The organism is Streptomyces durhamensis (assembly GCF_000725475.1).
Lineage (GTDB): Bacteria > Actinomycetota > Actinomycetes > Streptomycetales > Streptomycetaceae > Streptomyces > Streptomyces filipinensis.
Genome location: NZ_JNXR01000015.1, coordinates 213,395 through 226,459 on the forward strand (window position 1 = coordinate 213,395; position 13,065 = coordinate 226,459).

General features: G+C 73.5%; 12 protein-coding genes and 1 pseudogene. 8 read left to right on the forward strand and 5 right to left on the reverse strand.

Translation table 11 applies throughout. From position 1 onward, the window contains the following. Positions 1–154 precede the first annotated feature (154 nt). The 3 genes from IO33_RS0122815 to IO33_RS0122825 all read left to right on the forward strand — a co-directional run bounded on the left by IO33_RS0122815 (position 155) and on the right by IO33_RS0122825 (position 3,837). Complete coding sequence (locus tag IO33_RS0122815) at positions 155–1,504, forward strand: MFS transporter (protein ID WP_078963848.1); 1,350 nt, start codon at positions 155–157, stop codon at positions 1,502–1,504. Next, complete coding sequence (locus IO33_RS0122820) at positions 1,495–2,664, forward strand: anhydro-N-acetylmuramic acid kinase (RefSeq protein WP_031167955.1); 1,170 nt, start codon at positions 1,495–1,497, stop codon at positions 2,662–2,664. Before IO33_RS0122815 ends, IO33_RS0122820 begins: the two co-directional genes overlap by 10 nt. A 105-nt stretch (positions 2,665–2,769) precedes the next feature. Then, positions 2,770–3,837 carry a DUF2510 domain-containing protein gene (locus tag IO33_RS0122825; protein ID WP_031167957.1) on the forward strand — a complete coding sequence of 356 codons (1,068 nt, stop codon included), beginning with the start codon at positions 2,770–2,772 and terminating at the stop codon, positions 3,835–3,837. 203 nt (positions 3,838–4,040) lie between these two features. On the opposite strand, the gene IO33_RS0122830 is transcribed toward IO33_RS0122825, so the two are convergent. Continuing rightward, positions 4,041–4,667: a TetR/AcrR family transcriptional regulator gene (locus tag IO33_RS0122830; protein WP_031167959.1), complete on the reverse strand. Its 627-nt coding sequence runs from the start codon at positions 4,665–4,667 to the stop codon at positions 4,041–4,043. A 240-nt stretch (positions 4,668–4,907) separates the two neighbouring features. On the opposite strand from IO33_RS0122830, the gene IO33_RS0122835 reads away from it, so the two are divergent. Further along, positions 4,908–5,708, forward strand: a complete 801-nt coding sequence (locus IO33_RS0122835) for a phosphatase PAP2 family protein (protein WP_031167961.1) — start codon at positions 4,908–4,910, stop codon at positions 5,706–5,708. Further along, positions 5,705–6,670 (forward strand): DMT family protein, encoded by a 966-nt coding sequence (locus IO33_RS0122840; protein ID WP_031167963.1) that lies wholly within the window; start codon positions 5,705–5,707, stop codon positions 6,668–6,670. Before IO33_RS0122835 ends, IO33_RS0122840 begins: the two co-directional genes overlap by 4 nt. Before the next feature lie 103 nt (positions 6,671–6,773). Here IO33_RS0122840 and IO33_RS0122845 read toward each other — a convergent pair whose 3' ends face one another. From IO33_RS0122845 to IO33_RS0122860, 4 genes and pseudogenes are all read right to left on the reverse strand, one after another. Then, positions 6,774–7,640 carry an LURP-one-related family protein gene (locus IO33_RS0122845; RefSeq protein ID WP_031167965.1) on the reverse strand — a complete coding sequence of 289 codons (867 nt, stop codon included), beginning with the start codon at positions 7,638–7,640 and terminating at the stop codon, positions 6,774–6,776. Between the two features lie 66 nt (positions 7,641–7,706). Next, positions 7,707–9,755, reverse strand: a complete 2,049-nt coding sequence (locus tag IO33_RS0122850) for a phosphocholine-specific phospholipase C (RefSeq protein WP_031167968.1) — start codon at positions 9,753–9,755, stop codon at positions 7,707–7,709. Between the two features lie 293 nt (positions 9,756–10,048). Beyond that, a pseudogene (locus IO33_RS0122855) lies at positions 10,049–10,334 on the reverse strand (discoidin domain-containing protein); the annotation flags it as partial. A gap of 115 nt (positions 10,335–10,449) precedes the next feature. Beyond that, complete coding sequence (locus tag IO33_RS0122860) at positions 10,450–11,121, reverse strand: MmyB family transcriptional regulator (RefSeq protein WP_031167972.1); 672 nt, start codon at positions 11,119–11,121, stop codon at positions 10,450–10,452. Between the two features lie 240 nt (positions 11,122–11,361). On the opposite strand from IO33_RS0122860, the gene IO33_RS0122865 reads away from it, so the two are divergent. The 3 genes from IO33_RS0122865 (at position 11,362) to IO33_RS0122875 (ending at position 13,029) form a co-directional block, all read left to right on the forward strand. Then, complete coding sequence (locus IO33_RS0122865; protein ID WP_031167974.1) at positions 11,362–12,018, forward strand: helix-turn-helix domain-containing protein; 657 nt, start codon at positions 11,362–11,364, stop codon at positions 12,016–12,018. A 32-nt stretch (positions 12,019–12,050) separates the two neighbouring features. Beyond that, positions 12,051–12,590, forward strand: coding sequence for a toxin-antitoxin system, toxin component (locus IO33_RS0122870; RefSeq protein WP_078963873.1), 540 nt, complete (start codon positions 12,051–12,053; stop codon positions 12,588–12,590). A gap of 211 nt (positions 12,591–12,801) precedes the next feature. Then, positions 12,802–13,029, forward strand: a complete 228-nt coding sequence (locus IO33_RS0122875; protein ID WP_031167976.1) for a hypothetical protein — start codon at positions 12,802–12,804, stop codon at positions 13,027–13,029. The last annotated feature ends 36 nt before the right edge of the window (positions 13,030–13,065 follow it).

Here is a 13,065-nt window from a genome sequence, read left to right on the forward strand (position 1 = left end):
CGCCCGAATGACGTACAGACCACGAGCCTAGCCGTCCGGTGGGATGTGTGGTGGCCGGTCGGGGCAGCTGTTGCCCCGGTGGGTGAACGCGGGTGCGGGCAGGCGACGCGCACCCGGCCCGAGCCGCCGGTCAGCAGCGGACGGAGCGTCAACCATGGCTGGCACGAAACCTGTTTCCGGCGCCCGCGCGCCCTCGCGGCGGCCGACGGTGCGCGCGGTGGCGGCGGGGTCGGTGGGCAATCTCGTCGAGTGGTACGAGTTCGGGGTCTACGGCTTTCTGGCGACGGTGCTGGCCGAGCGGTTCTTCGCCCCGGCGGGCGGCGGCTCCGCCGAGGCACTGGTCCGCACGTACGCCTCGTTCGCGCTGGCCTTCTTCTTCCGGCCGCTCGGCGCGGTGCTGTTCGGCCGGCTGGGCGACCGGTGGGGGCGGCGGCCGGTGCTGATCGCGGTGGTCGCGCTGATGTCGGGCACGACGACGCTGATCGGCGTACTGCCGACGTACGCCACCGCGGGCGCGCTCGCACCGTGGCTGCTGACCCTCCTGAGGGCCGTTCAGGGGCTGGCGGCGGGCGGCGAGTTCGGTGGTGCGGTCACGGTGCTGACGGAGTTCGCTCCGCCGCGCCGGCGGGGTCTGTACGGGGCGTGGCAGTCGTTCACGGTGGCACTGGGGCTGCTCTGCGGGGCGGGCGTGGCGGCGCTGACGGCCACGGCGCTCACCGGATCCCAACTGGCCTCCTGGGGCTGGCGGTTGCCGTTCCTGCTCGCGTTGCCGCTCGGGCTGGTGGCGCTGTGGCTGCGGGCGGGACTGACGGAGACGCCGTCCTTCCTGGCCCACGCGGGCGCGCCGGGCGCGCGGACGGCGCGGCTCGGGTCCGGGGCGCTGCTGCTCGCGGCGGCGCGGGTGACGGGCTGGTCGGCGGCCGGCTACACCTTCCTGGTGGTGCTGCCCTCGTACCTCCAGGTCTCGCTGCACGCGGACGTCCGGCGGGCGCTGCTCTCCGCGGCCGTGGCGAACGCCGGTTTCGCGGCGGCGATCCTGCCCGCGGGGCTGCTGAGCGACCGGGTCGGGCGGCGGCCGGTGCTGTTCGCGGGGGCCGTGCTGGTGACGGTGACGGCGCTGCCCCTGCTCGACGTCCTGCAGGATCCGGCCGCTTCGGGCGTCGCGAAGGGAGGGGCGCTGGCCGCCGCGGGCGCGGTCGTGGGCCTGATGGCGGGTCCGGGTCCCGCTCTGCTGGCCGAGACGTTCCCGACCGGGGTGCGCTGGACGGGCCTCGGACTCGCCTACGCCCTGGCGAACGCGGTGTTCTCCGGCTGTGCGGGTCTGATCATCACGGAGGCGGTGCGCCGCACCGGTAACCCGGACGTACCCGCGTACTACGCGGCGGCGGCGTGCGCGGTCAGCGCCCTGGCCCTGCTGGCCCGGCCCACGGGCGACACAGGGCCCACGGACGACGCGCGGTCCGCGGAGAACGGAAGCGGAGAGGGAGGTGACCGATGCTGGTGATCGGGTTGATGTCGGGGACGTCGTACGACGCGGTCGACGCGGCGGCGGCCGAACTCCGGCTCGACGGTGACACGCTGCTGCTGCGGCCCCTGGGGATGGTGAGCAGCCCGTACGACGCCGGTCTGCGCGCCGCCCTCACACGGGCCCTGCCGCCGGCCGCCGTACCGCTCGCCGAGGTGTGCCGGCTGGACACCGGCATCGGGCGGGCGTTCGCGGCGGCGGCCGTCCGGGCCGACCGCGAACTGTGCGCGGGGCGGGCCGAGCTGGTGGCCTCGCACGGGCAGACCGTCTATCACTGGGCGGACGGCGGCCGGGTGCACGGCACGCTCCAGCTGGGCCGGCCGGCGTGGATCGCGGAGGCGACCGGACTGCCGGTGGTCGCCGACTTCCGGGCCCGGGACGTCGCGGCCGGCGGCCAGGGCGCGCCGCTGGTCAGCCTGGTCGACCTGCTGTGGCTGCGCGGCAGGCCGGGCCGGGCGGTGGCCCTGAACATCGGTGGCATCGCCAACCTGACCGCGCCGGACGGGACGGCCTTCGACACCGGTCCGGGCTGCGCGCTGCTGGACGCGGCCGTCCGGGAGTTCAGCGGCGGGCGCGAGGCGTACGACGCGGACGGCGCGCTGGCCGGGCGCGGGCGGCCGGAGCGACGGCTGCTGGACCGGCTGCTGGCGGAGCCGTACTACGCGCTGGCGCCGCCCAAGACGACCGGCAAGGAGGTGTTCCACCGGGGGTATCTGCGGTCGGCCGGGCTGTTCGACGGCATCCGCCCCGAGGACGCTCTGGCGACCCTCACGCTGCTGACGGCCCGGACGGTCGCGGACGCGGTGCGGGCCGTCGGCGCGACCGAGGTGATCGCGTCCGGCGGCGGCATCCGCAACCCGGTGCTGACGGGCATGCTCCGGGAGCAGCTCGGGCCCGTCCCGGTACGCGCCTCGGACGAGCTGGGGCTGCCCGGCGCCGCGAAGGAGGCGTACGCCTTCGCGGTCCTGGGCTTCCTGACCGCCCACGGCCTGCCCGGGACCGATCCGCGCAGCACCGGCGCCCGGCACGCGAGCGTGCTGGGATCGCTGACTCCGGGCGGGGACGGGTTCCGGCTGCCGCCGCCCGCGGCGCGCGGGCCGGTGCGGCTGGTGGTGGAGGGGGCGGACGGGAAGCCGTGAGAGAAGAGACGTGAGAGAAGAAAAGTGCGGGCGAAATGTCCCGTCCGACAGATTGATCGTGAATCCTCTCATCCCACTTTCACCGTCGCCTCATACGGTGGGGGCATGACGCAGGTGACTCCTCCCGGGTGGTACCCCGACCCCGGGCAGACGAACGACGGTCCGCCCACCGAGCGCTGGTGGGACGGCAAGGCCTGGACGGACCAGACCCGCTCCGCCGGGACGGCCGCCACGTGGGGTCCCCCGGCGCAGCCGCCGATGGCCGGCGCCCCGCAGCCGGCGCACCCGGCGGCGCCCTCCGCGCCCCCGGCGTACGGCGCACAGCCGGGGTATGCGGCGTATCCGGACCACCCCGCCGCGGCCCCGGCCGGGCCGCGGCGCGGTCTGCGCACGGCCGCGGCCGTCACGGTGGCGACCTCGGTCCTGGCCTGCATCGGGGTCGGTGTGTACCTCCTGGCCCAGGACCACGGCGGCGGCGACCGGGCCGGGGCGCGGCAGGGCGCCACGGGCGGGCAGGACGGCGGCCAGGGCGGCGGGCCCGGCGGCTCGGGCGGTCCCGGCGACTCAGGCGGACCGGGCGGCGGTCCGGGCGGGTCCGGCGGGGCCTCGCCGTCGCCCGGCCAGTCCGAGGCGCCCAAGGTCAAGGGCGGCGGCACGCTGCCGGACCCGGTCAACGGGATCAGCCTGCCGGTGCCCGAGGGCTGGACCGGGCAGACGATCAGCGTCGGCGCGCAGGTGACCTCCGACGACTCCTACAAGTGCCCGGGCGACTCCGCCCATGTCTGCACCTCGGGCGGCGCCTACACGGCTCCGGCCCGGTCGCTGGGGATCCAGGGCGGCACGGCCGAGAAGGTCGCCGAGACGGACATCGCGGCCAACGCCAGGCAGTCCTACGGCGGGAAGACCTACGGCAGCATCACCTCGCACCAGGTGCTGGCCTCCGGCCCGGTGACGGTGGCCGGGCAGGAGGGCTACATGGTGCGCTGGAAGGCGGTCACCAGCAAGGGCGCCGACGGCTATGTCGAGTCGGTCGCCTTCCCCTCGCCCGACGACGCCCAGCAGATCGTGGTGGTGCGCTTCGGCATCGACGTCGGGCAGAAGACGTCGGTCATCGACGAGATCCTGAAGGGGATCAAGGTCTCGTCCGGCGGCGGGAACGGCCAGGACGTCTGATCCCCTTCCCCTGACCCCCGTCCCGTGACCCCCGTCCCCGCCGGCACATGATGCGGCCGGATGGGGCTCCCCTCCGCTCAAGAGGAGCCCCACCCGGCCGGGGGGTGCGCGCCGCCCCCGTCCCCACGGTGCGGCGCGGACAGGTCGCCGTTCGGTCATCCCGTGAACGGCGGCCTGGGTCCGGTGTCAGCCCGAGCCCTGCGTCAGCCCGAGCCCTGCGTCAGCCCGAGCGCGGGCAGCACGGTGGCCTCCACGAACCGGGCGAGATAGTCGGCGTCGGCGTACTGGCCGCTGAGCACGGGCCGCACGCGCAGCACGCCGAACATCATCGCGGGGATGTACTCCAGCGCCGGATGGTCCGCTCGCACCTCGCCGCGGGCCACCCCCCGGGCGAGCATCTCCTGCAACGCGGCGATCTCCGGATGCACCAGCGCCTCGCGCAGCGCCTGCGCCAGTTCATGGTCCGCCGTCACCGCGTGCCCGAGCGCCTGCAGCAGCTTGGTGTCCTTGCCGGACCAGTCGCCCGCGGCCCGCGCGGCCTGGCGCAGGTCCTCGGCGAGCGATCCGGTGTCGATGCCGGCGAACCGCACCCGGCGGCTGGCGCGCAGCGCGGCCGCGACGAACTGGGGCTTGGTCTTCCACTGCCGGTAGAGCGTGGACTTGCTGCAGCGGGTGCTGGCGGCGACGCCCTCCATGGTGACCGACTCGTAGCCGCACTCGCGGATCTGCTCCAGCACGGCGTCGAAGAACTCCCGCTCACGCTCCGGCGTGATCTTGGAGCGGCGCGAGGCGACGACCGTCTCCGGTCCGTCCGCGTCCTGCGACGTCATGCGGTGCTTCCTCTCACTCGTGTCCGGGGGTCATCCGTGACGGCCGGCTGGAGCAGCGCTCCAGCGGGGCCTTCGACCCTGTCTCCAGTGTGTCGCACATCAATCGATACGCCAGTGTACCGGTACTCCATCGTATCGGTACACTGGCGTATCGGTACGAGGACGTATCGATGAGCCGGGGCCCGGGACCGGGGCCCGGACCCACCACCACACGCACACCGTCAGCGAGGGGGCCGGGGGATGAACGCCCGAACCGAGCCTGCAGAGGCAGAAGCGGTGCCGCACGCGCAGGCGCGTCCGGCACTGATACGTGAGTTTCTGCTGGTCGCGGGGCTCTTCCTCGTCTACAAGCTCGGCCGGCAACTGGCCACCGGGCACACCGCGAGCGCCTTCCGCAACGCCCACCGCGTGTGGGACCTGGAGCGGACACTGCACCTGCCGCACGAAACCGCCGTGCAGTCCGCACTGCTGCACGGCGACACCCTCGCCCGCCTGGCCAACACCTACTACGCCACCGTCCACTTCCCGGCGACGCTCGCCTTCCTGGTCTGGCTGTACCTCAGGCGGCCCGCGCACTACGTGTGGGCCCGCCGGGTCCTCGCGGTCGTCACCGCCGCCGCACTGGTGCTGCCGTTCACCTTCCCGCTGGCCCCGCCCCGGATGCTGACCGGCACCGGCCTGGTGGACACGGCCCGCCTGTACGGCCCCTCCGTGTACGGCCCGCCGTCCAGCGACCACCTGTCCAACCAGTTCGCGGCGATGCCGTCGCTGCACTTCGGCTGGGCGCTGATGGTGGCCGTCGGCCTGATGGCCGCCACCCGGTCGCGGTGGCGCCGGCTGTGGCTGCTGCACCCGCTGGTCACCCTGCTGGTGATCGTGGGCACGGCGAACCACTACTGGCTCGACGCGATCGTCGCGACGGCGATGCTCGGCACCGCCTTGGCCGTGCTCCGTCCGCCGCACCGGACGGCCACACCGGCGCCACGCGGCTCCGGCCGGCTCGCCCCGCGCGAGAGCGTCCTGGTGGGAGCGGGCCGATGAGCACCGCCGCCGTGATCGCCGTCGCCCTCTCCCTCGTCTCGGCCGTCGCCTACGCGCTGGCCGCCGTCGCCCAGGAACGCCTCGCCTCCCGTTCCACCGGCACCGGCCTGCTGCGGTTGCTCGGCACCGGCGCCTGGTGGTCGGCGGTGGGACTGAACGCGGCCGCCGCCCTGCTGCACGTCGTCGCCCTCAAGTACGGCCCCCTCACCCTCGTCCAGCCGCTGGGCGCACTCACCCTGGTCGCGGCCGTACCGCTCGGAGCGCGGGCGGCCGGGCGCCGGGTCAGCACGGCGGAGTGGCGGGGTACGGCGCTGACGCTGCTCGGGCTCGCCGCGCTGCTCGTCACCGCCTCCGGTCCGGCGCCCGCCCGGGTGCTGACCCTGACCGAGGCGCTGGCGGTCGCCGGTACGACCGCCGCGGCGATCGGCGTGCTCTCCCGGCCCGGCGCCCGGCCCGGCCTCAGACACGCGACGGCGTCCGGCTTCGCCTCCGGTGTCGCCTCGGCGCTGACCCAGACGGTGACCGTGGCGGCCACCGACCGCACGGGTCCGGCCCTGGGCGCGGAGGTGGTCGTCGTCGCCGTGCTCGTGGCCGCGTTCGCCGTCGGCGGGCTGCTGCTGTCCCAGACCGCCTACCGCGGCGGCCTCGGCGCGCCGCTGGCCGTGGTCACCCTCGCCAACCCGGTGGCCGCCGCCGGGATCGGCCTCACCCTGCTCGGCCAGGGCCTCAGGGGCGGCCCGGCCGGTGTCCTGCTGGCCCTGGCCGGAGCGGGCCTGGCGGCCTGGGGCGTGGTCCTGCTCACCCGGGTCGCACCGGAGCCGGTGCACCCCGTGCGGCCGGTGGCCGAGGACGACGACCATCCCGTGGCCGCGGTGCTGGCCCTGGACGCGGGCACGGCGACCGCCGAACCGGCCCTGGTGCCGCGGCAGCCGGAACAGCCGGGCCACCTCACCGCGCTCTGATCACCCGGGCCGCGGACACACGGCGGCGGCCGCTACGCGCGATGTCGCGTACCGGCCGCCGTCGCCGTACTCCCCGTGTCCCGTTCTCCCCGTCGGGCCCTGCTCAGTTCCAGCCCCGCGAGTCCTGCTTCAGCGCGGTGTCGACGGTCAGGGCCGTCGCCACCACCAGGCTCAGCAGCGGCTCGGGCAGCTGGTAGTGGATCTGCAGGACGTAGTTGTCGGCGCTGGTGAAGAGCGTCTTGGCGAGGCCCTCCCAGGTCTTGGTGATCCGGGCGACCTCGTTGTCCGCGTGGTCGACGATGGCGAAGTTCCACGCCCGCCAGTTCTCCGCCTTGATCGCGCCGACCTGCTGGCCGTTCGCGTTCATGGCGAAGTTGATCTTCCCGATCATGTTCTGCTGGACGATCTCACCGACCGTCGAACCGTCCGGCCGCGTCACGATGACCCGCGACTTGAAGATCTTCGCGGGCCGGGTCAGCAGCAGCTGCGGCTGGCCGTAGGCATCGCGGATCTCCAGCTTGTGGGTCAGGAACTGGTCCCAGCTGGAGACGAAGCGGAAGATCTTCCGCAGCACGCCCTGGCCGACCTCGGTGACCGAGCCGAGGTCGCGGCCGTTCTGATCCATGACCTTGTACTCGTTGGTCACCTCGATCAGCTTGGCCTTCTGGTTCACCACCAGGACCGGCTCGGTGAAGAGGGTGCCGCCGCCGGGGCCGCCGGCCGCGACCCCGGCCTGCTGCTGCACCTGGCGCTGCACCTTGGGGTCGGAGGCCTGCGCCTGCGGGGCGCCGTACTGCTGGGGGGCGGCCTGCTGTTGAGGGGAGGCCTGCTGCTGGGGCACCTGGCCGGCGGGCGCCTGCGCCGGGTTGGTGTGCTCTGTCCACTGAGCGCCGTCCCAGTAGCGGAGCGTCTGCGGGGCTCCGTGCGGATCCGGGTACCAGCCTGCAGGGGTGTTCGATTGCGTGGTCACCGGGGCACACTACCCTGATGTGACCGGTACCTGACCAGTCCGCACGGAGCGGTGTTCATCGCCCGTTCACTCCGCTGCGATCGCCGGGTCGCTGACGCCGGGTTGCCCGTTCTCCACGTGGCCGGCGAAGCCGCGCACGAAGGCCGGATCGGCGTCACAGGTGACCGTCACGTCGTACCAGCGCTTGCTCGCCGTGAGGTCGACGGTGTGCTTGACGGTCGCGCCGGGCCGTACGGACACGGTGGCCGGCGTGCCGCCGTAGCCGTTCACGAGCTTGAGCTTCACCGTGCCGGAAACCTTGTTGGTGAAGGTGAGTTCCAGGTGGTCGCCCACGTGCCGGGCGGTCGCCTCCGGGCCCGCGGTCCTGCCCTTGCCCTTGAAGACCCGCAGGAAGCCGTTGGGACCGTGCACGGTGAGGTCGTGGACACCGCCGGAGTAGGCCGAGTTCCAGGTGTCGGACAGGGAGGTGCCCGCCTCGGTGGTGTAGGTCCAGGGGCCGTCGGTGCGGTTGCCGGAGGTCACGAGGAAGGCGGTGCCCGCGTGCGCCCCCGGCGCGAACGTGAGCGTGAAGGTGCCGTTCGCGGTGTCCGCGGAACCGTCGACCACCGGGGCGTACTTCAGCGGGCGGGTGGGCCGGCTGCCGCGCTCCTGCTTGGGCAGGGAGGGGTGGGCGGGCGGCTTGGGCACGTAGTCGGGGTGACGGACCCGGTCCGGCGGCGCGTAGCCGGCCGTGGACGGCAGCGCGACCGGCTTCGTGTCCTTGCGGGAGAAGTCGAAGGCGCTGGTCAGATCGCCGGTGACGGCGCGGCGCCAGGGCGAGATGTTGGGCTCGTGCACGCCGAAGCGGCGCTCGATGAACCGGATGACCGAGGTGTGGTCGAAGGTCTCGGAGCAGACGTAACCGCCCTTGCTCCAGGGAGAGACCACCAGCATCGGCACGCGCTGGCCGAGCCCGTAGGGACCCGCGACATGGCTCGCGTCGCCCTTGAACAGGTCCGGCGAGGGGTTCACGGTCGACTTGCCCTGCGCCCCGGAGGCCGGCGGGAACGGCGGGATGACGTGGTCGAAGAAGCCGTCGTTCTCGTCGTAGGTGATGAACAGAGCCGTCTTGGCCCACACCTCGGGGTCGGAGGTGAGCGCGTCCAGGACCTGGGAGACGTACCAGGCGCCGTAGTTCGCGGGCCAGTTGGGGTGCTCGGTGAAGGCCTCGGGGGCGACGACCCAGGAGACCTGCGGCAGCTTGCCCGTCTTGACGTCGGCCTTCAGCCGGTCGAAGAAGCCCTCGCCCTTCTTGGCGTCGGTGCCGGTGCGGGCCTTGTCGTACAGCGGGTCGCCGGGCTTGGCGTCGCGGTACCGGTTGAAGTAGAGCAGCGAGTTGTCGCCGTAGTTGCCGCGGTAGGCGTCGTTGATCCAGCCCCAGCCGCCGGCGGCGTCGAGGCCGTCGCCGACGTCCTGGTAGATCTTCCAGGAGACGCCGGCCTGCTCCAGCCGCTCCGGGTACGTGGTCCAGCCGTAGCCCTTCTCGTCGTTGCCGAGGACCGGGCCGCCGCCCTTGCCGTCGTTGCCGACGTAACCGGTCCACAGGTAGTAACGGTTCGGGTCGGTGGAGCCCATGAAGGAGCAGTGGTAGGCGTCGCAGAGGGTGAAGGTGTCGGCGAGCGCGTAGTGGAACGGGATGTCCTTGCGGGTCAGGTACGCCATCGTCGTGGTGCCCTTGGACGGCACCCACTTGTCGTACTTGCCCCCGTTGAAGGCGGCGTGGGTGTCCTGCCAGCCGTGCGGCAGGTCCTGGATGAACGCCAGGCCCAGGTCGTCGGCGTCCGGGTGGAAGGGCAGGACGTCCTTCGTGCCGTCGGACTGCTTCCAGACGGACCGGCCGTTCTGGGTGACGGAACGGGGGTCGCCGAAGCCGCGGACACCTCGCAGCGTGCCGAAGTAGTGGTCGAAGGATCGGTTCTCCTGCATCAGGACGACGATGTGTTCGACGTCCTTGACCGTCCCGGTGCGGTGGTGCGCGGGCAGGGCCGCGGCGCGCTGGATGCTGTTGGACAGCGCGGAGAACGCGGTGGTGGCACCCGCGAGTTGGAGGAAGCGGCGCCGGTTTACTTCGGCCATGGGTGTGAGGGTCCTCTCATCCTGGTACACAGGCTCGGAGCATGCGGAAACGTGCGCGGAGCGAGTGTTCCAAGAGCACCAAACGTCAGGGAAGGGTTTGGTGGCGCCCATGTGAAAGTCGACGGTATATGTGGTGCAGCTGTGCACAGACCACACGGCTCTCTCGACACTTGCCCCAGGTCATCTTGGTGACCCAGCCCATTTGGGCGGCTACTTGTCCGGAGAGGTGATCGTTTTCCGAGGCCCGGTGGACACGCCGGGGCCCCGCACCGCGCGGCGCGGGACCGACGGGGTCAGGACGTCGGATCCGCCTCCACCTCACTGAACTGCCCCGCAGGCGAGCCGGTGTTGGCGCTGACGGTGAGACGCCCCAGCCGAGGACGGGGGCAGCTTCCGCACCGGCCGCCGCACGGCGCAGGACGAGCCGAGGCCGGCCGTCCAGGACTGCGGGAAGGCGTCGTCGGCCAACTCCCAGGAGGAGTTCGCGTCGCCGTCGACCGCCTTCCCGGGGGTGCAGACGTCCTGGGAGCCGATCGCGATGGCCGGGCGGCCCCTGGCTAGGTCGCGGTTCGGGACGGGGCAGGTGCCGGCGTGCACCGCGGTTGCCCGCGTCCCCGCCGGGGCGCTGCGTGCCGGGCCGTGGAACCTCCCCCGGCCCGGCGCCGCCGGCGACCTGAACGCCGGCGGTGCCGGGTCAGTCCTCGGGGGCGCGGACGACCGTGAGGTGCCCCGCGGGGCCACGCGGCCGGCGCGGGCGGCGCACGGGGGCGGCGGGCCGGCGGCTCTCGCGCAGGACCATCGTCAGCCGCCGGTAGCCGAGCTCGCGCAGGACCCCGGGCGTCTCCTCGACGATGCGGCACTCGGCGGGGCCGCGGCGCGGGTCGGGATGCTGCAGCAGCCGCACGGCCCCGTCGAGCCGGGTGGCCGTCTCCCCGACGGCCCGGATCCAGTGCGGCAGGCCCTGCCGGTAGGCGGCCTCCATGAGGGGGTCCTGGGCGATGTCCCGGCGGAGGGCCTGGAGTTCGTGGTCGTGACCGTACGTCTCCAGGGCGGACCGGAGATGGGCCAGCATCGGCAGACACCAGCCCTGCTCGTGCTCGCCGAGGACGTCGCCCGCGTCCGGGTGGAACAGGACGAACCGCAGGAAGTTGTCCCCCGGCATGGCCGTCGCATGCGGGCGCACGCCGCGGAAAAGTGTCTCGAACGCACCGTTGGCCATCACCACGTCCCAGCGGTGGTCGACCACCAGGGACGGGCAGCCGACGGCCTCCAGCAGTACGGCGTAGTCCTGGAGGTACGCCTGGGTCTCGCAGGTCTCGGGGACGGGCCGCGGTGCCGGCCGCCGCCCTCCTGCCTGATGTGCCATCGGGAGGTCACCCCTCTTGCCTCTGCCGCCTTCACGCGGCCCTGCGATCCTGCGGCCCCCGGCAAGACCGTGTCAACTATCGTGGCATTCGGTGCCCGTTGACGGCTGAAATTCGCCACAGTTGTGGCGACACCTGGATGTGAGTTCGAGGCACCCGCTACTCTCCGGGAAGTTCACGGCGATCGCTCGTGAGAAGCACGGACACATCTGAAGCCCTCGAGAGACGTAGGAGTTCTGTCGGTGACGGATGGCTACGAGGATCCGGGCGCCACGGCGACCGCCCAGCTGCCGGCCGTCGTCGCCCGCGTCACCGCGCTCGCCGACCGGCTCGGCGTGCCACAGGCCGAGGTCTTCGACGTCGGGCGGCTCTGCGTGGCCTGCGGCGTCCCGGAGGCGGTGGTCAAGGCGCTGCTCAGCGGCCGGCCGGCCGGCGAACCGGACGTCCAGGCGCGCTTTCTGCAGCGCCTGGGCCTGCTGCGGCGCACCCGGCTGAAACCCAACGGCCGCAAGTACACCCAGCAGGAGATCGCCGACGGCGCGGGCATGTCCCGGCAGCAGGCCGGCGCCCTCATCAACGGCGACCGGCGCCCGACCATGGAGCACTGCGACGCGCTGCAGCGCTTCTTCCGGGTGCACGCCGGCTTCCTCACCGCGGAGGACCCCGAGGCGCTGGCGGGCGCGCTGCAGCGCACCGAGCAGGAACTGCTGCAGAAGCTCGCCGACCGGGAGCGGGCCGCCGCCGGGGCCGCGCAGGACCCGCTGGAGCGGCTGCTGCAGGACCACGGGGTGCGCGGCATAGCCTGGCGGGCCGCCCAGCTGCCCACCGACCAGCACCGGGACAAGGTCGCGGAGTGGCTCGACATGCTCCTGGAGAGCGTCAAGCGGCCCGAGTCGTGAGCCGGGGGAGGACTGTGGGCATCGGCAGGGACATGCGCCGGCTGTGCAACGAGCTGGTGGGCGGGCTGGGGCTGCCGGCGCCGGCACCGCCGGGGGAGCTGTACCGCGCGCTGTGCGAGGCGATGAGCCGGCGCCGCGGCCGGCCGGTGCACTTCCGGGCCGCGGCCTTCCCGCCGGGCACGGCGAGCGGGCTGTGGCTGGACCTGACCGACCGGGACCTCGTCGTCGTGGAGGAACGCACCGCGCCCGACCACCAGTTGGTGATCCTCGGCCACGAGCTGTGGCACATGCAGGCCGACCACCGCGGACACCACGTCGACGGTGTCCCGGTCGCCACGCGGCTGCTGTACGACGACACCGACCGGGACGCGCTCCAGGCCACGGTGCAGCGGGTCGCGGCCCGGACCCGCTTCGACCTCGCCGAGGAGCGGGACGCCGAGACCTTCGGCCTGCTGCTGGCCCGCAAGTGCCGCACGTGGCTGCCCGGTTCCGCCCTGCGTGGTCCGGTGCAGCGGGACGACGTGGCCGGGCGCATCGAGGCCTCCCTCGGATATCCGGGCGCACAGGGCTGAGGCCCCGGGTGCCGCGGCGCCCTGGGGCACGGGCCCGGCCGCGCCTCGAACTCGGCGTGGCCGGTTCTCGCCTGCGCTGAGCGGGCGAACCGGCGCGGGGCCGAGCGGCGTTGTCAGTGGTGGACGGCAAGCTGGGGGTGTGCGCCGTCCTGTGCGGTGCGCTGCGCCGCCGTGCGCATGACCGCGACGCCTACCCGGGGAGAGCCGACCGATGCCCACCGCCGTACTGACCGACCGTGAGCGCACCGCCGTACAGGCCTATCTGCGGCTGCTCCATACGGTGCGCGCCGCCTTCGACGGGCCACCCGAGGAGAGCCGGCCCGTCGTACTGCCGCCGGCCGCGCTGGCCGAGGCGGAACAGGCCCTGGCGCGCGCCGGCCTGACGGGCAACGAGGAGCGGTTCTTCCGTCTGCTGCGCCACTGGTGCCCGCCGGCCTGAGCGGACCGCCGCACGCGGCCTGCGCCCGCGGCCGGC

Coding starts and splice junctions, on each gene's coding strand:
- IO33_RS0122815 (WP_078963848.1), top strand. CDS start 155: ATGGCTGGCACGAAACCTGTTTCCGGCGCCCGCGCGCCCTCGCGGCGG.
- IO33_RS0122820 (WP_031167955.1), top strand. CDS start 1,495: ATGCTGGTGATCGGGTTGATGTCGGGGACGTCGTACGACGCGGTCGAC.
- IO33_RS0122835 (WP_031167961.1), top strand. CDS start 4,908: ATGAACGCCCGAACCGAGCCTGCAGAGGCAGAAGCGGTGCCGCACGCG.
- IO33_RS0122870 (WP_078963873.1), top strand. CDS start 12,051: ATGCGCCGGCTGTGCAACGAGCTGGTGGGCGGGCTGGGGCTGCCGGCG.
- IO33_RS0122850 (WP_031167968.1), bottom strand. CDS start 9,755: ATGGCCGAAGTAAACCGGCGCCGCTTCCTCCAACTCGCGGGTGCCACC.
- IO33_RS0122825 (WP_031167957.1), top strand. CDS start 2,770: ATGACGCAGGTGACTCCTCCCGGGTGGTACCCCGACCCCGGGCAGACG.
- IO33_RS0122875 (WP_031167976.1), top strand. CDS start 12,802: ATGCCCACCGCCGTACTGACCGACCGTGAGCGCACCGCCGTACAGGCC.
- IO33_RS0122830 (WP_031167959.1), bottom strand. CDS start 4,667: ATGACGTCGCAGGACGCGGACGGACCGGAGACGGTCGTCGCCTCGCGC.
- IO33_RS0122840 (WP_031167963.1), top strand. CDS start 5,705: ATGAGCACCGCCGCCGTGATCGCCGTCGCCCTCTCCCTCGTCTCGGCC.
- IO33_RS0122860 (WP_031167972.1), bottom strand. CDS start 11,121: ATGGCACATCAGGCAGGAGGGCGGCGGCCGGCACCGCGGCCCGTCCCC.